The organism is Streptomyces sp. Tu6071 (genome assembly GCF_000213055.1).
Lineage (GTDB): Bacteria > Actinomycetota > Actinomycetes > Streptomycetales > Streptomycetaceae > Streptomyces > Streptomyces evansiae.
Genome location: NZ_CM001165.1, coordinates 2,413,016 through 2,432,642, shown reverse-complemented (window position 1 = coordinate 2,432,642; position 19,627 = coordinate 2,413,016). Strand labels below are relative to the sequence as shown.

Sequence of the window (19,627 nt, the reverse complement as noted above, 5' to 3'; positions counted from 1 at the left end):
CCCGTACTGTCGTGCCATGCCGCGCCGTACCGTGACCCTCCTCACCTCGACACTCGTCCTCGTCGCGCTCCTGTGCGCGGGCGTGCTGATCCCGGTCCCGTACGCGGAGATGTCGCCGGGCCCCACCGTCAACACCCTCGCCGACCACGACGGCGAGCCGGTGCTCCAGGTCTCCGGGCGCAAGACGTACGAGGCGAGCGGCCACCTGAACATGACCACGGTGCGCGTCACGAGCCCCGACTACCGGATGAACCTCCCCGAGGCGATCTGGGGCTGGCTCTCGGGCGACTCGCTCATCGTCCCGCACGACAACCTCTACCCGCAGGGCACGACCGAGCAGCAGTCGACGCAGGAGAACGCCGAGGAGTTCTCGCAGTCGCAGGAGAACGCCAAGGTCGCGGCGCTCAGGGAACTCGACATCCCCGTCTCCTCGCGCATCGTCGTCGCCGCCGTCACCAAGGACAGCCCCGCCGAGGGACGGCTGCACGCCGGGGACGTCATCGAGAGCGTCGACGGGACGAAGGTCGAGGAGGCCGACGACGTCGCCGGGGCCGTCACGAAGCACAAGGTCGGCGAGAAGGTCCGCTTCTCCGTGATCCCCGCCGCGAAGGCCGCCGCCGCCGAGAAGCGCCACGAGAAGCCCACCGGCGCCCACGACGTCACGGTCACGACCGTCCGCTCGGGCAAGGACCAGGGCCCGAGCCGCCCCATCGTCGGCATCCAGGCCGGGGTCGACCACACCTTCCCGTTCTCCATCGACATCAAGCTCGCCGACGTCGGCGGCCCCAGCGCCGGGCTCATGTTCGCCCTCGGCCTCGTCGACAAACTCACCCCGGGCGACCTCACGGGCGGCAAGTTCGTCGCCGGTACGGGCACGATCGACGACGACGGGAAGGTCGGCGCGATCGGCGGCATCGGCATGAAGACCGTCGGCGCGCGCCGCGCGGGAGCCCAGTACTTCCTCACCCCCGCCGACAACTGCGCCGCGGCGCGCGAGGACACCCCCGACGGGCTCACCCTCGTCAAGGTCCGCACGATCGGCGACGCCGTGAAGGCCCTCGACAAGATTCACGACGGCAGGACGAAGGGCCTCCCCTCCTGCGCCAAGAGCTGACCCGGGCACGGGAGAGGGGCGGACCCGCCACGGGCCCGCCCCTTCGCCGTACACGGCTCGGGCGCCGTCCGGACGGGCCGCGAGCCGCGCCCCGTCCCGCCCCCCTCGGCTAGGCCGCGAACGTCGCCTCCAGCGCCTGCGCGAGACCCGGCACCAGGTCCGAGCCCGTCAGGACGTCCAGCTCCGAGTCCTTCTCGCGCAGCCGCAGCGCCGACTCGCGGTCCCCGTCGCGCAGCACGGCGACGGTCATCCGGACCTCCTGCCGCTCCGGGTGCTTCGCGACCCACGCCGCGAGCGCCGCCTCGTCGAGGTCCTCGGGGACACTCGCCTCGGCGGACGGCGGCAGCATGAGGCGCTCGATGGTGAGCGCGCAGCCGGCGACCGCGTCCGGCCAGCCGATCGTGGCGAGGAACTCGTCGAGCGGGACGTCCGCGGGGACCTCCTCCTGCTCGACCGGGGTCAGCGTGCCGGCCGCCGCCCCCTCGTCGAGACCGAGCCGCTCGGCGAGTTCGGGCTCCTCGGCGCGCAGTCGGCCGGTGTCGACGAGGGCGAAGAGCCGGGCCGGCTGGTCCCAGCCGAGACCGGCCGCATAGGTATCGATCTCCAGTACGGCACGGGTGAGGGGGGTCGCTGCGGGCGGGGGGCTGGCGGGGGAATCTTTGGACATGGGCAATATCCTGCCCTCTTCAGGGGCCGGGACGGGAACTGAGTAAAGCTTCGTTAAGTTGCATGGGTGTGGGGCGCGCCGCGCGAGCCCCACAAGCGGGGCGAATCGGGCCCAACCGGGCAACCGGCCGGGGCGGTGACGTCCCGGCGACTGCGCGCGGCAGCACCACGCATACCGACCGACCACCACCACAGCGAACTTCGAGGTGCGCACCTTGGCTTTCCAGATGCCGGACCGCGGCGGAGGCCCGACGGGGCCACGGATCAGAGTGGGCCGCCCCTCCCGGCGGGTCCGCACCCTGCTCATGACGCTCGGCGTCCTGGCCGTCCTGGCCATGGCCTTCGTCATGTTCGCGGGCTTCTGGACGGACTGGCTCTGGTACCGGTCGCTCCACTTCTCCTCGGTCTTCACCACGACCCTCAAGACGAAGGTCGGCCTCTTCGTCGTCTTCGGGCTGCTCATGGCCGCCGCCGTCGGCGTCAACATCTGGCTGGCGCACCGGCTGCGGCCCCCGCTCAGCGCGATGTCGATGGAACAGCAGAACCTCGACCGCTACCGCATGGGCATCGCCCCGTACAAGAAGTGGCTGCTCCTCGGCATCACCGCCCTCGTCGGCCTCGTCTCCGGGGCCTCCGCGGCAGGCCAGTGGCGCACCTGGCTCATGTGGGTCAACGGGCAGTCGTTCCACCAGAAGGACCCCCAGTTCCACCTGGACGTCTCCTTCTACGCCTTCGACCTGCCCTGGTACCGCTTCCTGCTCGGCTTCGGCTTCGCCGCCGTCGTCCTCTCGGTCATCGCGGCGCTCCTGACCCACTACCTCTACGGCGGGGTACGCGTCACGAGCCCCGGCCAGCGCGTCACCAAGGCGTTCACCGGGCACCTCTCCGTCCTGCTCGGCATCTTCGTCTCGCTCAAGGCGATCGCGTACTGGCTCGACCGCTACGGGCTCGCCGTGAAGTCCAGCGACTTCAAGGCCACCGACAACTGGACGGGCCTGCGGTACGTCGACGCCAACGCCTACCTCCCGGCGAAGACGATCCTGTTCTGCATCGCGATCATCTGCGCGCTGCTGTTCTTCGCGACGCTGTGGCGCCGCACCTGGCAGCTCCCCGTGATCGGCTTCGGCCTCATGGTGCTCTCCGCGATCCTCATCGGCGGCCTCTACCCGGCGGTCGTGCAGAAGTTCACGGTCCAGCCGAACGAACAGGCCAAGGAAGCCCCGTACGTCCAGAAGAACCTGACCGCCACGAAGAAGGCGTACGGGATCGACGACGCCAAGGTCAGCGAGTACCCGGGCAAGAGCGAGACCGACGACAAGTCCAAGCTGCGCGCCGACGCCGACCAGGCGGCGAGCTACCGCCTCATGGACCCCAACATCGTCTCGCCCACCTTCCAGCAGCGCCAGCAGATGAGGAACTACTACGCGTTCCCCTCGAACCTGGACGTGGACCGGTACAAGGACAAGGAAGGCAAGGACCAGGACACCGTCATCGGGCTCCGTGAGCTGAACCTCAACGGCGTCCCGAAGCGGAACTGGATCAACGACCACTTCCGCTACACCCACGGCTTCGGCGTCGTCGCAGCCGAGGGCGACAACGCCGACTCCGGCGGCGGCCCCGTCTTCACCGAGTCCGACCTTCCCTCGAAGGGCGACCTCGGCGACTACCAGCAGCGCGTCTACTACGGCGAGAAGACCACGCAGTACTCGATCGTCGGCGGTCCCCAGAAGGAGATCGACTACTCCGACGACAACGGCGAGAAGACCACCCGCTACCAGGGCAAGAGCGGCGTCAGCCTCTCCAACCCCCTCAACCGGGCCGCCTACGCGGTGGCCTTCGGCGAGCCGCAGATCCTCTACTCGGGCGCCATCGGGGACGGCTCGCGCATCCTCTACAACCGCACCCCGAAGGACCGCGTCGAGGCCGTCGCGCCCTGGCTCACGATCGACGGCGACGCCTACCCGGCCGTCGTCAAGGGCAAGATCCAGTGGATCGTCGATGCCTACACGACGACGAACGGCTACCCGTACGCCTCGCGCACCACTCTCGGCGACACGACGGCCGACTCGCTCACCGCCGCGAACAACCAGCGCGCCGTGGTCGCCCAGCAGAACCAGGTCAACTACATCCGCAACTCGGTGAAGGCGACCGTCGACGCGTACACCGGCGAGGTCAAGCTCTACCAGTGGGACACCGAGGACCCCGTCCTCAAGACCTGGATGAAGGCGTTCCCGCACACCGTCGAGCCCCGCTCGGCGATCTCCCCGCAGCTCATGGAGCACCTGCGCTACCCGCAGGACCTCTTCAAGGTCCAGCGCGAACTGCTCACCCGCTACCACGTGGACAGCGCGCAGACCTTCCTGAGCGGCTCCGAGGTCTGGCAGGTCCCGGACGACCCGACGAACAAGACGGGCAACTCCATCCCCGCCTACTACCTCAGCATGAAGATGCCGGGCGAGAGCAACCAGGCGTTCTCGCTCACCACGACCTTCACCCCCAACGGGCGCGACAACCTCAGCGCCTTCATGGCGGTGAACGCCGAGGCCGGCACGCAGGACTACGGCAGACTCACGCTCCTGAAAATGCCCACGGCCGATACGACCGACGGGCCCAAACAGGTGCAGAGCAAGTTCAACTCGAACGAGGCCATCGCCGAGAAGATCAGACTCCTGCGTGGTGGTGACTCGGAAGTCGAGTACGGCAACCTGCTCACCGTGCCGCTCGACGGCGAGTTCCTCTACGTCGAACCGGTCTACGTGCGCGGCAGCGGCCTGAAGTACCCGCTGCTCAAGCGCGTCCTCGTCACCTACGCCGGGAAGACGGCCTTCGAGGAGACCCTCGACAAGGCGCTCAACGTCGTCTTCGGCGCCGAGAGCGAGACGCCGCCCGGCGACCAGGACGAGGAGCAGAAGCAGGAACCGCCGTCCACGGGCGACAAGACCCTGCAAGGCGCCCTCGACGACGCCGAGAAGTCCTTCGAGGACGGCCAGAAGGCCCTCAAGGACGGCGACTGGAAGGCGTACGGCGAGGCACAGGACCGCCTCCAGGACGCCCTGGAGCGCGCGGCGAAGGCGCAGGACGCGGCTTCGAAGTCGCCCTCCGACTCCAAGTCGCCCCCGAAGAAGGAAGGTTCGGGCTCCAGCACCTGAAGCGGCGCCCGCCCCCGGCCCTCGGGGGCGGGCCCGCCCCGTTCCGCGTGATAGCGTGGTGATCACAACGACGCGGGGTGGAGCAGCTCGGTAGCTCGCTGGGCTCATAACCCAGAGGTCGCAGGTTCAAATCCTGTCCCCGCTACGAAGGAGGAGGCCCGGGTCCCGAAAGGGGTCCGGGCCTTCTTTGCTGTGCGGGCACACCGCCGCGACCGCCCTCCGGGGCACGTACCGGAGCCTGTCAGTCCCCTCTGCTTGAGTACGACTACTCATCCGCGCGGCGGCCTTTCGCGCGAGGCTGGGACCGCCTGGACCCCGCCCCGTGTGTCGGCTGTACGGACGGGTCGAGATCGGGGAGCCTCCGCATGTGAAGAGTGAAGCTTACGGGGGTAGTTGGGTGTTCCGAGTTTGACGTGCCCTCATGCGGGCATGTCGATAAAACGTTGTAGAGACCTCAATTAGCTGTAGAGACCTCAAGGGGACCCGGATATACCAGGTGTACGGGCTCGCGGGTGGTGCGACGATGGACGTTGTGGGGGACAGGGCGACGTGGTGGGAATCAGGACGGTTCACGCCCTCCGGTACGCCATGGGCCGAAGAGGCCGAGAGCGGTACGGCGCTGATCCCGCCCCCCGGCATCGCCCAGCCGGGACCGGGCACCGCCCCGGCCGTGCCCCGGCCGGTGGCGACGGGCACCGACACGCTCTTCGCCGCGACCGCCCCCGCTGAACCCGCCGCCGGCTTCACCGGCGCCGCCGACCTCGCGGGCGACCCCGCCCCCGGCCCCTTCGCCGGCCCCGCCCCGGCGCCCGAGACCCTCGCGCCCGACCTCACGGACGCCGAGACCGAGGCACGCCGCCGGGCCGCCGCCGCGGCCGGGGACACCGCCGCGATGAGCGAACTGGGCGCCCAGCTCCTGCGCGCCGGCGCCCTCGACGAGGCCGAGCCCTACCTGCGCTCCGCCACCTCCGCGGGCGACCGCGCCGCCGCCAACAACCTCGGCGTCCTGCTCCACCAGCGCGGCTACAAGGAAGAGGCCGCCGGCTGGTGGCGCGTCGCCGCCGTCGCCGGTTCCGCCGCCGCGGCGCACTCCCTCGGCCGCCACCACCGCGAGCGCGGCGACGAACCCGCCGCCGAGTACTGGCTGCGCCAGTCCGCCGAACAGGGCCACGTCCACGGCGCCTTCGCCCTCGCCGACCTCCTGGAGCACCGCGGCGAGGCGGGCGCCGAGCGCTGGCTGCGCCGCGCCGCCGAGCACGGGCACCGCGAAGCCTCGTACCGCCTCGCCAGGACCCTGGAGCGCCGCGCCCGCGAGACCGCGCGCCGCGCCAGAGGCCCCGTCCTGCCCGGACCGCGCCGCCCCCAGCCCACCCGCCCCAAGGGCGCGGCCCCGGTCCCCGGCCCCCGCACCCCGGCCGCCGGCGAGAACCAGGGCAAGGAGCAGGGCAAGGCGCGCGCCGAGGAGCTGACCCGCGAGGCCGAGCAGTGGTACCGCCAGGCCGCCGCGCGCGGCCACCGCGGCGCGGCACTCCAGCTCGGCGCACTCCTGGAGCGGCGCGGCAAGCTCAAGGAGGCGGGCCGCTGGTACCTCAGCTCCGCCCGCGAGGGCGAGACGCGCGCCGCCTGCGCCCTCGGCTTCCTGCTGCGCGACGCGGGCGACGAGGAGAACGCCGCCGTGTGGTGGCTCAAGGCCGCCCAGAACGGCGACGGCAACGCCGCGAACGCCCTCGGCGCCCTCCACGCCGAGCGCGGCGAGCACCAGACCGCCGAGCGCTGGTACCGCTCCGCGATGGACGCGGGCGACCACAACGGCGCCTACAACCTCGCCCTGCTCTGCGCCGCGCAGGGCCGCACCGCCCAGGCCGAGCAGTGGTACCGCCGCGCCGCCTACGCGGGCCACCGCGAGGCGTCCAACGCCCTCGCCGTCATGCTCCTCCAGGCCGGGGACGCCGCGGGCGCCGAGCCCTGGTTCTCCAAGGCCGCCGAGACCGGCAGCGTCGACGCCGCCTTCAACCTCGGCATCCTCCACGCCGGGCGCGGCGACGAGGACGGCGCGCTGCGCTGGTACGAGCGTGCCGCCTCCGCCGGGCACGCCGAGGCCGCGCTCCAGGTCGGCATGGCCCTCCTGCGCGAGGGCGACGAGCGCTCCGCCGAGCGCCACCTGCGCTGCGCGGCGGGCGGGGGCAGCGCCGAGGGCGCCTACCGCCTCGCGGCCCTCCTCGACGCCCGCCGCCCGCCCCAGGGCCCGCCCCGGCTCGGCGAGAGCAGCGTCGCCGCGCGCGACGAGTCCGCGGCCTGGTACGAGCGCGCCGCCGAGCAGGGCCACCGGCGCGCCCAGGTGCGGGCCGGGATGCTCGCCGCCGAGCGGGGCGAGGTCGAGACCGCGGCGCGCTGGTACCGCGCGGCGGCCGAGGCGGGCAGCCGCAACGGGGCCTTCAACCTCGGCCTGCTGCTCGCCCGCGAGGGCGGGGAGCCGGAGGCGGCGCTGTGGTGGCGCCGCGCCGCCGAGGCCGGGCACGGGCGCGCCGCACTGCGGCTCGGGCTGTTCTTCGCGCGGCGGGGCGAGCTGGAGGAGAGCCAGCACTGGTGCGATGCCGCTGTGGCCGCGGGGCCGGGGGAAGTGGCCGAGCGGGCGGGGCGGTTGCGGGAGGCACTGCGCGAGGAGCTGAGCGCGTGATGCCTCCGGCGGGGGGCGTGGGTGTGGGTGTCGGCGTGGGCTGAGTGGCCCTGCGGGCCGTGTGTCCTCAATCGCCGGACGGGCTTGATTGGGGGGCGGGTGCCTTGGGGGGCGGGCTTCGGTTGGGTGTGGGTGCCCGGAGGCTTGATTGTGGTGCGGGTGGCTTGGGGTGTGCGGGCTTGAGGTGGGTGTAGGTGCCCGGGGGCCTGATTGGGGGGCGGGTGCCTTGGGGGGTGCGGGCTCGAGCCGGGTGTGGGCGCCTGGGGGTTTGATTGGGGTGTGGGCCGGGTTTGTTGGATGGGGCCGGGGGCGGATTTGCCTCTTGGGGGGCCGGGTGCGTAAAGTCGGGTTCACCGACGCGGGGTGGAGCAGCTCGGTAGCTCGCTGGGCTCATAACCCAGAGGTCGCAGGTTCAAATCCTGTCCCCGCTACCACAGCCGAATGGGCCGGAGATCATCGATCTCCGGCCCATTCGGCGTTCTCAGGCGCTCGCGCCCTTGCGGCGTTCTCAGGCGCTCGCGCCCTTGCGGCGTTCTCAGGCGCTCGCGCAGTCCGGGCACAGGCCGCGGTAGGTGATCTCCACGTCGGAGACCGTGTAGCCGAAGCGCTCGTCGGCGGGGAGGTCCTTGAGCGGGTCGCCCGCCGGGCGGACGTCGCGGACGGCGCCGCAGTTCGCGCAGACCAGGTGCTGGTGCGGGTGGTGCGCGTTGGGGTCGTAGCGCTTGGCACGGTGGTCGGTCGCGACCTCGATGACCTCACCGAGCGAGACCATCTCGCCGAGCGTGTTGTAGACGGTGGCGCGCGAGATCTCGGGGAGGCGCTGCGCCGCCCGCGCGTGCACCTCGTCAGCGGTCAGATGAACGTGGTCGCCGTCGAGCACCTCGGCGACCACGCGGCGCTGCGCCGTCATGCGCCAACCGCGCCCACGAAGCCGTTCCAGAAGGTCACTCATAGGGCAAAGGGTAACAGGCGACCGGCCTGATTCCGAACGAGTGTGGCTTTGGAGGTCAGCTTGAATTAGATGAAGTCCAATGTAGGATCGTTTTGCGGTTCGACCGAGCCGGAACGATGCGGGAGGCACAGTGACGCAGGGGCAGGGACCACTCACGACCGAGGCCGGGGCTCCGGTCGCCGACAACCAGAACAGCGAGAGCGCGGGTGTCGGCGGGCCTGTCCTCGTCCAGGACCAGTCGCTCTTGGAGAAGCTCGCCCACTTCAACCGTGAGCGCATCCCCGAGCGCGTCGTGCACGCCCGGGGCGCCGGCGCCTACGGGACCTTCACGGTCACCGCCGACGTGAGCCGCTGGACGCGGGCCCGTTTCCTCTCAGAGGTCGGCAAGCGCACCGAGACCTTCCTGCGCTTCTCGACCGTGGCGGGCAACCTCGGCGCCCCCGACGCCGTGCGCGACCCGCGCGGCTTCGCGCTGAAGTTCTACACCGAGGACGGCAATTACGACCTCGTCGGCAACAACACCCCGGTCTTCTTCGTCAGGGACGCCATCAAGTTCCCGGACTTCATCCACACGCAGAAGCGCGACCCGTACACGGGCTCGCAGGAGCCCGACAACGTGTGGGACTTCTGGGGCCTGTCAACCGAGTCGACGCACCAGGTGACGTGGCTCTTCGGCGATCGCGGCATCCCGGCCTCGTACCGCCACATGAACGGCTACGGCTCGCACACGTACCAATGGAACAACGCGGCCGGGGAGATCTTCTGGGTCAAGTACCACTTCAAGACGGACCAGGGCATCAGGACGCTGACCGCCGAGGAGGCGGCGAGGCTCGCGGGCGCGGACCCCGACTCGCACCAGCGCGACCTGCGCGAGGCGATCGAGCGGGGCGAGTACCCGAGCTGGACGGTGCAGGCGCAGATCATGCCCGCCGCCGACGCCGAGAACTACCGCTTCAACCCCTTTGATCTCACCAAGGTGTGGCCGCACGAGGACTACCCCCCGATCGAGATCGGGAAGCTGGAGCTCAACCGGAACCCGCAGAACATCTTCGCCGAGGTCGAGCAGTCGATTTTCAGCCCGGCGCACTTCGTGCCCGGCATCGGCCCCTCGCCCGACAAGATGCTCCAGGGCCGGCTCTTCGCCTACGGGGACGCGCACCGCTACCGCGTCGGCATCAACGCCGACCACCTCCCGGTCAACCGCCCGCACGCGGCCGAGGCGCGCACGTACAGCCGCGACGGTCTCCTTTACGACGGTCGCCACGGCGGTACGAAGAACTACGAGCCGAACAGCTTCGGCGGCCCCGCGCAGACCGGGCAGCCGCTGTGGCAGCCGACCGGGGTCTCCGGTGCGACGGGCCACCACGAGGCGCCCGCGCACGCCGAGGACGACGACTTCGTCCAGGCGGGGAACCTGTACCGGCTCATGCCCGAGGACGCCAAGGAGCGCCTGATCGCCAACCTCGCCGACTCGATCGCGGGCGTCTCGCGCGACGACATCGCGCAGCGGGCGATCGACAACTTCCGGAAGGCGGACGAGGACTTCGGGAAGCGGCTCGACGAGGCGGTGAGGGCGAGGCGTTGAGGGGGAGGCGGGGGTGAGGTAGGAGTGAGGTGGGGAGCGACGCGAGGTGAGGTCGCGGGGGAGGAGTCGGGGGGCTGGGGGGCGAAGCGGGGGTAGTCGCGGACGGTCCTGTCCCTGCGGCGGCGTTCAGCTGACGGCGTTCAGCCGCCTCCCGTCGGGGGTGATCGCGGGGGGAGGGCGCCTTCACCGCCTGGCGCAAGTCAGCCCCCTCCCGCCCGGGGGGCGACCCCTATACAAGTTTCCCAAATCCCCACCCCCCGCCCCCGCCCTCCCGCCTCATCTGTGGATAACTCGCCGATACCCGCGCAACGCCTCACCCGCACGAGTGAGCCGTTGTGCGGGTTCGCAGCACTTGTCCACAGGTGCAACGCGGGTGAGTGAGCACCCACTCACCTCGCGGAGGACTACCGGCCCCTCGCCCAGCGAAAGCCGGCCACCCTCGCGAAGGGCTACCGGCCCCCTCACCAGCGAAAGCCGACCACCCTCGCGGAGAGCTACCGGTCCCCTCACCTAGCGAAAGCCGGCCACCCTCGCGAAAGGCGCCCATCCCCTCACCTCGCGAAGAGCCACCGCCCCTCGCCGAGGCAGGCCGCCACCCCCTCAGTACCGCTGATTCAAGTAGCTCAGCAGCTCGTCGTGCAGCATCCCGTTCGACGCCGCCGCGTTGCCGCTGTGCGGGCCCGGTCGGCCGTCGAGGCCCGTGAAGGTGCCGCCCGCCTCCGTGACCACGATCGCGTTCGCCGCCATGTCCCACAGCGACAGCTCCGGTTCGGCGCAGATGTCGACCGAGCCCTCGGCGACCATCATGTACGGCCAGAAGTCCCCGTAGCCGCGCGTGCGCCACACCGCCCGGCTCAGGTCGAGCAGACCGTTCAGGCGGCCCTGCTCCTCCCAGCCCGTGAGCGAGGAGTACGCGAACGAGGCGTCCGCCATGCGGCGCACGCCCGAGACCCGTAGCCGGCTCGCCGAGGTGAGGCTGCGTCCGGTGAAGGCGCCGTGCCCGTACGCCGCCCACCAGCGGCGGTTCAGGGCCGGTGCCGAGACGACGCCGACCACCGGGTGCCACGTGCCCTGTTCGCCCTCGCGCCCGGGGAACAGCTCCATGAGCGAGATGAGGGTCGCCCAGACCGGCACCCCGCGCACGTAGTTCTTCGTGCCGTCGATCGGGTCGACCACCCAGCGGCGCGGGCCCGTGCCCCGCAGCCCGTACTCCTCGCCGAGGATCGCGTCGCGCGGCCTGGCCCGCTGGAGCTGGGAGCGGATCAGCTCCTCGGCCGCCTTGTCCGCCTCGGTCACGGGCGTCAGGTCGGGTTTCGTCTCGACCTTGAGATCCAGCGCCTTGAAGCGCTCCATCGTGGTGGCGTCGGCCGCGTCGGCCAGGACGTGAGCGAGGCGCAGATCATCGTGGTAGTCGGCCATGGCCGAACAGTATCCACGGGCCCGCCGCGTGATCCAGTCGCCTCCGCGTCGCCCTCAGTGCGCCGAGCCCGAGAGCTGGAGGCCGATGACACCCGCGATGACGAGGCCGATCGAGACGATCTTGAGCACCGAGACGAGGTCGTCCATGAAGACCATGCCGTAGATCGCGGTGCCCGCCGCCCCGATGCCCGTCCACACCGCGTACGCCGGGCCCACATCGAGCTTCTTCAGCGAGAGCGTCAGCAGGCCGAAGCTGCCCAGCGCGAAGCTGGCGAAGGCGATGGTCGGCCACAGCCGGGTGAAGCCGTGGGAGAGCTTCAGGCAGATCGCGAAGCCCGTCTCCAGCAGCCCGGCCACGACGACCAGCAGCCACGCCATGTGGTGTCTCCTTCACGCTCGTACGGGCCCGCCCGCGCGCCCCGGCGCCGACAGCGGCACGGTGCGGCCGGACCGGCCCCGGTCCGCCCCGTGCGGACCCGCCCGAGCTTATGCCTTTGCCTTCCCTTGGGATACGCAAACCCCTTCCCCCGGGCAGGCCGCACCACACCTGGCGCCCGCTCAGTCCCCCTCGTGGCGCTCCCGCGTGGAGAGCAGCCGCCGCAGCGAGGCGAGGCGCTCGGGGTCCGCGTGGCCTTCGGCGACCCAGGCGTCGAGCGCGCACTCCGGCTCGTCGTGCGTGCAGCCGCGCGGGCACTCCTCCGTCCCCGGCACGAGGTCGGGAAAGGCGAGCACGACGCGCGAGGGATCGACGTGCGCGAGCCCGAAGGACCGCACGCCCGGCGTGTCGACGACCCAGCCGCCCGCCCCGTCCAGCGGCAGCGCGAGCGCCGACGTCGTCGTGTGCCTGCCGCGCCCCGTGACCGCGTTGACGTGCCCGGTGGTACGCCGCTGGTCCTCCGGGACCAGCGCGTTGACCAGCGTCGTCTTGCCGACGCCCGAGTGCCCGACGAAGGCCGTGACCTTCCCGTCGAGCAGTTCCCGCACCCGCCCCGCCGCCCCGCCGTCGTACAGCTCCTCACGGCTCGTCACGACATACGGGACGCCGAGCGGCGTGTACCTCTCCAACAGCCTGTCCGGGGAGGCGAGATCGGACTTGGTGAGGACGAGCAGCGGGCTCAGGCCGCCGTCGTACGCCGCGACGAGGCAGCGGTCGATCATGCGCGGGCGCGGCTCGGGATCGGCGAGCGCGGTGACGATCGCGAGCTGGTCGGCGTTGGCGACGACGACGCGCTCGTACGGGTCGTCGTCATCGGCCGTGCGGCGCAGCACCGAGCGGCGCTCCTCGATGCGGACGATGCGGGCGAGGGTGTCCTTCTCGCCGGACAGGTCGCCGACGAGCGCGACGCGGTCGCCGACCACGGCGGCCTTGCGGCCCAGCTCGCGGGCCTTCATCGCGACGACCCTGCGCCCGTCGACGAGGCACGTGAGCCGCCCCCGGTCGACGGTGAGGACCATGCCGGACGCGGCGTCCTCGTGCTTGGGCCTGGTGTGGGTGCGGGGGCGGCTGCCCCGGCGTCCCGGGCGGACGCGGACATCGTCCTCGTCGGGGTTCTTTCCGTAGCGGCGCATCGCTCAGGTCCCGTCAGTTCCCGAGCATTCCGGTCCACAACTCCGGGAAGTCGGGCAGCGTCTTCGCCGTCGTCGCGACGTTCTCGATCCCCACGCCGGGCACGGCGAGCCCCAGGATCGCCCCCGCCGTGGCCATGCGGTGGTCCTCGTACGTGTGGAAGACGCCGCCGTGCAGCGGGCGCGGGCGGATGTGGAGGCCGTCGGCGGTCTCGGTGACGTCGCCGCCGAGTTCGTTGATCTCCTTGGTGAGCGCGGCGAGACGGTCCGTCTCGTGGAGGCGCAGGTGCGCGACGCCGCGCAGCGTCGAGGGGGAGTCTGCGAGCGCCGCGACGGCCGCGATGCCCGGGGTCAGCTCGCCGACCTCGCCGAGGTCGACGTCGATGCCGTGGACGCGGCCCGTACCGGTGAGAGTCAGGCCCGCCTCGGTCAGCTCGCAGGCGCCGCCCATCTCCGTGAAGATCTCGCGGAGCCGGTCGCCCGGCTGCGTCGTGCGCGCCGGCCAGTCCGGGATCGTCACGGTGCCGCCCGTGACGAGCGCGGCGGCGAGGAAGGGCTGCGCGTTGGAGAGGTCGGGCTCGATCGTGAGGTCGCGGCCGAGCAGCGCGCCGGGCGTCACGCGCCACACGTTCGGCTCGCCGCCGGTCTCCGGCTCGTCGACCTGCGCGCCGACCGCGCGCAGCATGTCCACGCTCATCCGGATGTGGGGGAGCGAGGGCAGCGTCGCACCCGTGTGCCGCAGCTCGACGCCCTGGTTGAAGCGCGGCGCCGAGAGCAACAGCGCGCTGATGAACTGCGAGGAACTGGACGCGTCCACCTCGACCTTGCCGCCGTCGAGGGCGCCGCTGCCGAAGACCGTGAGGGGCAGCGCGCCCCGGTCGCCGTCGTCGATACGGGCGCCGAGCGCGCGCAGCGCGTCGATCACGCCGTGCAGGGGGCGCTCGTACGACCGCGGGTCGCCGTCGAAGCGGATCGCGCCCTCGGCGAGCGTCGCGACGGGCGGCAGGAAGCGCATGACCGTGCCCGCGTTGCCGACGTCGACGGTCGCGGGGCCGCGCAGCCCGGCGGGGATGACGCGCCACGCCTCGCCCGCGCCGACGACGCCGCAGGACTCCGAGGAGACGGTCTCCTCGATGCCGACGCCCATCGTGCGCAGCGCGCTCGCCATCAGGAGCGTGTCGCGCGAACGCAGCGGGCGGCGCAGCCAGCCCGGCTCGGCGGCGAGCGCGGCGAGCACGAGCGCGCGATTGGTGATGGATTTGGAGCCGGGCACCCGCACGGTCGCGCGAACGGGCCCCTCCGCGTGCGGCGCGGGCCAGAGGTCGGTCAGTGCAGGCGTCTCGGTCATGACCCTCACTCTAGTCGCTCAGGGTGATCCACGATCCTGTCCAAATGCGCCGAAACCAGTCCGAAACAGGGGTGTGGTACGCGGGACGGCCGGGGCCGGCGAGGCGGGTTTCACCCGCACGAGGGGCCCGCGCACGCCGGTGGACACGCACCGGCGCGCACCACCCCGGGACGCCTCGCGCCGGGCCTCACAGCCCGAGCAGCCAGCGCCCGCCCGCGACGAGCGAGCCGAGCGAGACGGCGAAGAAGAGGAGCAGCCACAGCCCGGCGGGCACGTGGGTCAGCCGGGCGAGCTGGTCGGGGTCGGAGTCGTACGCGCCCTCGCGGCGCCGCTTGCCCTGGAGCTCGAAGACCGGGCGCACCCCGCCGAGCAGCAGGAACCACACGGCGGTGTACGCGAAGAAGGACTGCGCCCGCGGTCCGGTGAGCCAGGAGACGAGGACGAAGGCGGCGCCCGTGACGAGCACGGTGAATATCCCGTACGCGTTGCGGACCATGATCAGCAGGAGCAGGAGGAGCGCCGTCGCCGCCCACAGCAGGAGCGTGATGTGGTGCGCGGCGAGCAGCCAGGCGCCGCCGAGGCCGAGGAGCGAGGGGGCGACGTACCCGGCCGCCGCCGTGAGGATCATGCCGGGCCCGGTCGGCCTGCCGCGGCTCACGGTGAGCCCGGAGGTGTCCGAATGCAGCCGGATGCCGTCCAGGCGCCGCCCGGTCAGGAGCGCGACGAGCCCGTGCCCGCCCTCGTGCGCGATCGTCACGGCGTTCCGGGTCAGGTGCCACAGCGGGCGCGGGCCGACGCCGAGGAGCGCGAGCAGCAGCGCGACGAGGACGACCCAGCGCTCGGGGGAGGGCTGTCCGCCGAGGACGCGGTGCCAGAGTCCGGGGAGATCGGTGGGGTGCATGGGACGAAGGCTCCTCGGGTGGGGGGTGGACGTGGCAGGCTGAAGGTCATGTGTGGACGGTATGCGGCCTCTCGTGCCCCCGAGGATCTCGTCTCGCTCTTCGGTGTGGAGAAGTGGGAGCCGAGCGAGACCCTGGCCCCCGACTGGAACGTGGCCCCGACGAAGCTCGTCCCCGTGGTCCTCGAACGGCCGCTCAAGGGACAGGACGCGGGGGACGGGCGGCCGGTTCGCCAGCTCCGCCCCCTCAAGTGGGGCCTCGTGCCCTCGTGGGCCACGTCGCCCGACGGCGCCGCGCGGATGATCAACGCGCGCGCCGAGACGGTCCACGAGAAGCCCTCCTACCGCCGCGCCTTCACGGCCCGCCGCTGCCTGCTGCCCGCCGACGGCTACTACGAGTGGGTCACGGGCAAGGACGAGCGGCGCCTGGAGGAGGAGGGCCGTCGCAAACGCCCCCGCAAGCAGCCCTACTTCGTCACCCCGGCCGACGGCTCCGTCTTCGCGATGGCCGGGCTGTACGAGTTCTGGCGCGACCGCACGCTCCCCGAGGACCACCCGCAGGCGTGGTGGGCCACGTACACGGTCCTCACGACGGAGGCCGAGACGGCCCCGCTCGCGGTGGGCCCGGCGGAGGGCCCCCGCTCCCTCGCCGACATCCACCCCCGTATGCCGCTGATGCTCACCCCCGACCGCTGGGACGCCTGGCTCGACCCCGCGAACACGGCCCCCGAGTCCCTCCTCGCCCCGCCCCCGGAGGGCCTGATGCGCGCCTACCCGGTCAGCACCGACGTCAGCAACGTCCGCAACAACGGCCCCGAACTGGAGAAGGAACTGGCAGCACCGGAGGAGGGGACGTTGTTCTGAGGGGCGTTGATCAAGCCTCTCCGGCGATCGAGGAGCGGGGTGGGGCGGAGCCCACGACACAATGCGGCACGTGACTCCTGACCTGGTGGCCACCCCGCAGGGTGACGCCCGTATCCACTGGCACCCCGCGGCGGAGCCGCACACGGTGCTCGCCCTCGGCCACGGCGCCGGGGGCGGCGTCGAGGCCCGCGACCTCGCGGCCCTGGCGGCCTCGCTCCCGTCCCGCGGGGTGACCGTCGCCCTGGTCGAACAGCCCTGGCGCGTGGCCGGCAAGAGGCTCGCGCCCGCCCCCCGGACCCTCGACGCCGCCTTCACCGCCCTGTGGCCGAGGCTCGCCGCGCGCGGGCTCCCCGTGGTCGCGGGCGGTCGCTCCGCCGGGGCGCGCGTCGCGTGCCGTACGGCGCGGGACCTCGGCGCCGCCGCCGTGCTCGCCCTCTCCTTCCCGCTGCACCCGCCGGGGAAGCCGGAGAAGAGCCGCGCCGCCGAACTCCTCGGCACCGGGCTGCCCACGCTCGTCGTGCAGGGCGGCAACGACCCCTTCGGCAGGCCCGCCGAGTTCCCGCCCGGCCCGTACGACCTCAGCGAGGTCCCGTACGGGGATCACTCCTTCCAGGTGCCGAAGAGGGCGCCGCTCGGGCAGGACGAGGCGGTGAGTCTGCTCACAGCGGCGGTGGGGGACTGGCTGCGCGCGCGGGGCTGAACGGGGCGCGGGAATGCGCCGGGCGGGCCTGGTGTTGTGTCAGCCGTACCGGAACCTCCGGCGTACGAAAGGAAGAGGCCCCGCATGGGAGCGACGATCTGCCCCAGCCGCAGCGGCAACGGACTGGACTGGTCCGTTCTGCACGCGGCGCGCACCACCCGGAACGGCGGCGTGGCCGGAGTCGACCGGAAGGCCCCCGAGGCCCCCGGTCGTCTATTCTCCGAGGCGGGCGCCCGCACCTTCGCGGACGCCGGCACGGTGTCGGAGGAGGTGGGTCGGGTCACTGGGACCGACGCGGGAGAGGACGAGGCGGGGACGCGTTCCGAGGAGAGCGCGGCCGAACGCAGCGCCCGCTTCGAGCGGGACGCCCTCACGTACCTCGACCAGATGTACTCGGCCGCGCTGCGCATGACGCGCAACCCGGCCGACGCCGAGGACCTGGTGCAGGAGACCTACGCGAAGGCGTACGGCTCCTTCCACCAGTTCCGTGAAGGCACCAATCTCAAGGCGTGGCTGTACCGCATCCTCACGAACACGTTCATCAACTCGTACCGCAAGAAGCAGCGCGAACCCCAGCGCAGCGCGGCCGAGGAGATCGAGGACTGGCAGCTCGCGCGCGCCGAGTCGCACATGTCCACCGGTCTGCGCTCCGCGGAGTCGCAGGCCCTGGACCACCTGCCGGACTCGGACGTCAAGTCCGCGCTCCAGGCGATCCCCGAGGAGTTCCGCATCGCGGTCTATCTCGCGGACGTCGAGGGCTTTGCCTACAAGGAGATCGCGGACATCATGGGGACACCCATCGGTACGGTGATGTCCCGGCTGCACCGCGGTCGCCGCCAGCTGCGCGGCATGCTGGAGGACTACGCCCGCGAGCGCGGGCTCGTCCCGGCGGGCGCGGGTGGGTCGGACGAGGCGAAAGGCTCGGGCTCATGAGCTGCGGAGAGCCGCACGAGACGGATTGCAGCGAGGTCCTCGACCACCTGTACGAGGTCCTGGACCATGAGCTGCCGGACTCCGAGTGCGTCAAGTACGAGGACCACTTCCAGGAGTGCGACCCCTGCCTGGAGAAGTACGGTCTGGAGCAGGCGGTGAAGAAGCTCGTCAAGCGCTGCTGCGGGCAGGACGACGTCCCCTCGGACCTGCGCGCCAAGGTGCTCGGACGGATCGAGCTGATCCGCTCGGGCCAGGCGGTGCCCGACGACGACATCTCACTGCCCGGCGCGGTCGAGAGCGGCGTACGGGAGAGCTGAGCGCCCCGGAGGGCGTACGGGAGGGGCCGCACGCCCGCCCGGAGGTGTACGGAGGCCGTGTCCCGAACGGGGCGCGGCCTCCGGCGTACCCGGCTCATCACCGTCCGTACCCTCCTTCACCCGTACGAGGGATACGGGCCCCCGCGCCCCGGCCCCGGGGCCAGGTCTGGATGCGTCCGGACGGGGTAACCCATGGGTAATGAGCGGGCGCCCGGAGGTCCGTGGTTGGATGCGAGAGCGGGAGCCGGGGGCTGCGACGCGCCCGGCTCGCCCGGCGCCGGCGGGGCATCCAGACCCGTGCGGCGGGACAGCGGGCCGCGGCCCCACCATCGACGGCAGCGGGGATGCAGGCGGGAATCGTGAGGATCTTCGGCAAGGGACGGCACCGGCCCTCCGCCTCCTGGCGGCAGGCCACCGATCGCGCGTTCACCCTCATCGGCGACGGCAGGTACGAGGACGCGGGGGCGCTGCTCACGCGCGCCGCCGACCTGGAGCCGTGGCTCTCCGAGTCCTGGTTCAACCTCGCCCTCCTCCACAAGTTCCGGCACGACTGGGAGGCCGCGCGGACCACCGGTCTGCGCGCCGTGGCCCTGCTCGACCGCTCGGCCGGGGCTCCCGACTGGTGGAACGTGGGGATCGCGGCGACCGCGCTCCAGGACTGGCCACTGGCCCGGCGCGCCTGGCAGGCGTACGGGCTGCGGCTCCCCGACGACGCGGAGCCCGGCGGCCCGCCCACCGGGATGGGCCTCGGCAGCGCCGCCGTGCGCCTCTCGCCCGAGGGCGAGGCCGAGGTGGTGTGGGGCAGGCGCATCGACCCCGCGCGGATCGAGGTCCTGTCGGTGCCGCTGCCGTCCTCGGGGCGGCGCTGGGGCGAGGTCGTGCTCCACGACGGGGTGCCGCACGGGGAGCGGATCACGCCCGAGGGGCAGTCCTTCCCCGTCTTCGACGAGATCGAGCTGTGGGCGCCCTCGCCCGTGCCGACGTGGGTCGTGCTGCTCGACGCGGCCACCGAGGACGACCGCGACGCCCTCGAACAGCTCGCCTCGGACGCGGGCTACGCGGCGGAGGACTGGACCTCCTCGGTGCGGCTGCTGTGCCGGAGCTGCTCCGAGAGCCGGATGGAGAGCGACGCGGGGGACGGGGAGCGGGCCGACCCGCACGACCACAGCGAGCCGGGGGCGCCGGGACCGCTCGGGCACGCGACCGCCGGGGGGCGGTGGGTGACGGAGCGGGAGTGCGGGGTGGCCGCGCCGGCCGAGCTGGTGCGGGGGATTCTGGAGACGTGGGTCGCGGACCGGCCGGAGGCCAGGGGGTGGCGGGACCTGGAGGAGGTCTGCTGACCCCGGCGGGGGATGTCCCGGGCTCCGTCCCGGGCCCGCTCCTCAAGCTCCCCCGGTCTTCGGCCGCAAGGTGCCTCCGGAGGGGCTGATTTCCGCGGC

The 19,627-nt window shown here is 72.3% G+C and carries 16 protein-coding genes and 2 tRNA genes; 11 read left to right on the top strand and 7 right to left on the bottom strand.

Annotated features, from left to right (window positions below):
• The first annotated feature begins 16 nt into the window (after positions 1-16).
• A complete protein-coding gene (locus STTU_RS09825) occupies positions 17-1,114 on the top strand; it encodes a YlbL family protein (protein WP_007822273.1) in 1,098 nt (365 codons plus the stop codon).
• 109 nt (positions 1,115-1,223) lie between these two features.
• Here STTU_RS09825 and STTU_RS09820 read toward each other — a convergent pair whose 3' ends face one another.
• Positions 1,224-1,781 (bottom strand): PPA1309 family protein, encoded by a 558-nt coding sequence (locus STTU_RS09820; RefSeq protein ID WP_007822272.1) that lies wholly within the window; start codon positions 1,779-1,781, stop codon positions 1,224-1,226.
• A gap of 226 nt (positions 1,782-2,007) precedes the next feature.
• On the opposite strand from STTU_RS09820, the gene STTU_RS09815 reads away from it, so the two are divergent.
• From STTU_RS09815 to STTU_RS09800, 4 genes are all read left to right on the top strand, one after another.
• Positions 2,008-4,929, top strand: coding sequence for a UPF0182 family protein (locus STTU_RS09815; protein ID WP_199785068.1), 2,922 nt, complete (start codon positions 2,008-2,010; stop codon positions 4,927-4,929).
• 71 nt (positions 4,930-5,000) lie between these two features.
• Positions 5,001-5,074: transfer RNA gene (locus tag STTU_RS09810), tRNA-Met, on the top strand.
• A gap of 378 nt (positions 5,075-5,452) precedes the next feature.
• Positions 5,453-7,606, top strand: coding sequence for a tetratricopeptide repeat protein (locus STTU_RS09805; RefSeq protein ID WP_007822269.1), 2,154 nt, complete (start codon positions 5,453-5,455; stop codon positions 7,604-7,606).
• A gap of 357 nt (positions 7,607-7,963) precedes the next feature.
• Positions 7,964-8,040: transfer RNA gene (locus STTU_RS09800), tRNA-Met, on the top strand.
• Between the two features lie 101 nt (positions 8,041-8,141).
• Here STTU_RS09800 and STTU_RS09795 read toward each other — a convergent pair.
• Positions 8,142-8,558 carry a Fur family transcriptional regulator gene (locus STTU_RS09795; RefSeq protein ID WP_009068611.1) on the bottom strand — a complete coding sequence of 139 codons (417 nt, stop codon included), beginning with the start codon at positions 8,556-8,558 and terminating at the stop codon, positions 8,142-8,144.
• A 130-nt stretch (positions 8,559-8,688) separates the two neighbouring features.
• Here STTU_RS09795 and STTU_RS09790 point away from each other — a divergent pair, with 130 nt between their 5' ends.
• Entirely contained in the window at positions 8,689-10,143 is a 1,455-nt protein-coding gene (locus STTU_RS09790) for a catalase (RefSeq protein ID WP_007822265.1), read from the top strand.
• A gap of 600 nt (positions 10,144-10,743) precedes the next feature.
• On the opposite strand, the gene hisN is transcribed toward STTU_RS09790, so the two are convergent.
• From hisN to STTU_RS09765, 5 genes are all read right to left on the bottom strand, one after another.
• A complete protein-coding gene (hisN, locus tag STTU_RS09785) occupies positions 10,744-11,562 on the bottom strand; it encodes a histidinol-phosphatase (RefSeq protein WP_007822263.1) in 819 nt (272 codons plus the stop codon).
• A 54-nt stretch (positions 11,563-11,616) separates the two neighbouring features.
• A complete protein-coding gene (locus tag STTU_RS09780) occupies positions 11,617-11,940 on the bottom strand; it encodes a DMT family transporter (RefSeq protein ID WP_007822261.1) in 324 nt (107 codons plus the stop codon).
• Positions 11,941-12,120: 180 nt separating this feature from the next.
• Positions 12,121-13,131: a ribosome small subunit-dependent GTPase A gene (gene rsgA, locus STTU_RS09775; RefSeq protein WP_007822258.1), complete on the bottom strand. Its 1,011-nt coding sequence runs from the start codon at positions 13,129-13,131 to the stop codon at positions 12,121-12,123.
• A gap of 13 nt (positions 13,132-13,144) precedes the next feature.
• The gene (gene aroA, locus STTU_RS09770; RefSeq protein ID WP_043254707.1) at positions 13,145-14,476 is read right to left on the bottom strand and encodes a 3-phosphoshikimate 1-carboxyvinyltransferase; all 1,332 of its coding nucleotides are present in this window, start codon (positions 14,474-14,476) and stop codon (positions 13,145-13,147) included.
• A 187-nt stretch (positions 14,477-14,663) separates the two neighbouring features.
• A complete protein-coding gene (locus STTU_RS09765) occupies positions 14,664-15,377 on the bottom strand; it encodes a M50 family metallopeptidase (protein ID WP_007822253.1) in 714 nt (237 codons plus the stop codon).
• A 48-nt stretch (positions 15,378-15,425) separates the two neighbouring features.
• Here STTU_RS09765 and STTU_RS09760 point away from each other — a divergent pair, with 48 nt between their 5' ends.
• The 5 genes from STTU_RS09760 to STTU_RS09740 all read left to right on the top strand — a co-directional run bounded on the left by STTU_RS09760 (position 15,426) and on the right by STTU_RS09740 (position 19,528).
• Positions 15,426-16,238: an SOS response-associated peptidase gene (locus tag STTU_RS09760; RefSeq protein ID WP_007822251.1), complete on the top strand. Its 813-nt coding sequence runs from the start codon at positions 15,426-15,428 to the stop codon at positions 16,236-16,238.
• Positions 16,239-16,299: 61 nt separating this feature from the next.
• A complete protein-coding gene (locus STTU_RS09755; protein ID WP_007822249.1) occupies positions 16,300-16,938 on the top strand; it encodes an alpha/beta family hydrolase in 639 nt (212 codons plus the stop codon).
• A 270-nt stretch (positions 16,939-17,208) separates the two neighbouring features.
• The gene (locus STTU_RS09750; protein ID WP_029397040.1) at positions 17,209-17,871 is read left to right on the top strand and encodes a sigma-70 family RNA polymerase sigma factor; all 663 of its coding nucleotides are present in this window, start codon (positions 17,209-17,211) and stop codon (positions 17,869-17,871) included.
• Entirely contained in the window at positions 17,868-18,188 is a 321-nt protein-coding gene (gene rsrA / locus STTU_RS09745) for a mycothiol system anti-sigma-R factor (RefSeq protein ID WP_043254705.1), read from the top strand. Before STTU_RS09750 ends, rsrA begins: the two co-directional genes overlap by 4 nt.
• Positions 18,189-18,547: 359 nt before the next feature.
• On the top strand, positions 18,548-19,528 hold the full coding sequence (locus tag STTU_RS09740) for a tetratricopeptide repeat protein (protein WP_029397038.1): 981 nt from the start codon (positions 18,548-18,550) through the stop codon (positions 19,526-19,528).
• Positions 19,529-19,627: the final 99 nt, after the last annotated feature.

What these genes read in the sequence shown, in the direction of transcription:
- STTU_RS09825 (WP_007822273.1), top strand. Translation starts at nt 17, where the DNA reads ATGCCGCGCCGTACCGTGACCCTCCTCACCTCGACACTCGTCCTCGTC.
- STTU_RS09820 (WP_007822272.1), bottom strand. Translation starts at nt 1,781, where the DNA reads ATGTCCAAAGATTCCCCCGCCAGCCCCCCGCCCGCAGCGACCCCCCTC.
- STTU_RS09815 (WP_199785068.1), top strand. Translation starts at nt 2,008, where the DNA reads ATGCCGGACCGCGGCGGAGGCCCGACGGGGCCACGGATCAGAGTGGGC.
- STTU_RS09805 (WP_007822269.1), top strand. Translation starts at nt 5,453, where the DNA reads ATGGACGTTGTGGGGGACAGGGCGACGTGGTGGGAATCAGGACGGTTC.
- STTU_RS09795 (WP_009068611.1), bottom strand. Translation starts at nt 8,558, where the DNA reads ATGAGTGACCTTCTGGAACGGCTTCGTGGGCGCGGTTGGCGCATGACG.
- hisN (WP_007822263.1), bottom strand. Translation starts at nt 11,562, where the DNA reads ATGGCCGACTACCACGATGATCTGCGCCTCGCTCACGTCCTGGCCGAC.
- STTU_RS09780 (WP_007822261.1), bottom strand. Translation starts at nt 11,940, where the DNA reads ATGGCGTGGCTGCTGGTCGTCGTGGCCGGGCTGCTGGAGACGGGCTTC.
- rsgA (WP_007822258.1), bottom strand. Translation starts at nt 13,131, where the DNA reads ATGCGCCGCTACGGAAAGAACCCCGACGAGGACGATGTCCGCGTCCGC.
- aroA (WP_043254707.1), bottom strand. Translation starts at nt 14,476, where the DNA reads ATGACCGAGACGCCTGCACTGACCGACCTCTGGCCCGCGCCGCACGCG.
- STTU_RS09765 (WP_007822253.1), bottom strand. Translation starts at nt 15,377, where the DNA reads ATGCACCCCACCGATCTCCCCGGACTCTGGCACCGCGTCCTCGGCGGA.
- STTU_RS09760 (WP_007822251.1), top strand. Translation starts at nt 15,426, where the DNA reads ATGTGTGGACGGTATGCGGCCTCTCGTGCCCCCGAGGATCTCGTCTCG.
- STTU_RS09755 (WP_007822249.1), top strand. Translation starts at nt 16,300, where the DNA reads ATGCGGCACGTGACTCCTGACCTGGTGGCCACCCCGCAGGGTGACGCC.
- rsrA (WP_043254705.1), top strand. Translation starts at nt 17,868, where the DNA reads ATGAGCTGCGGAGAGCCGCACGAGACGGATTGCAGCGAGGTCCTCGAC.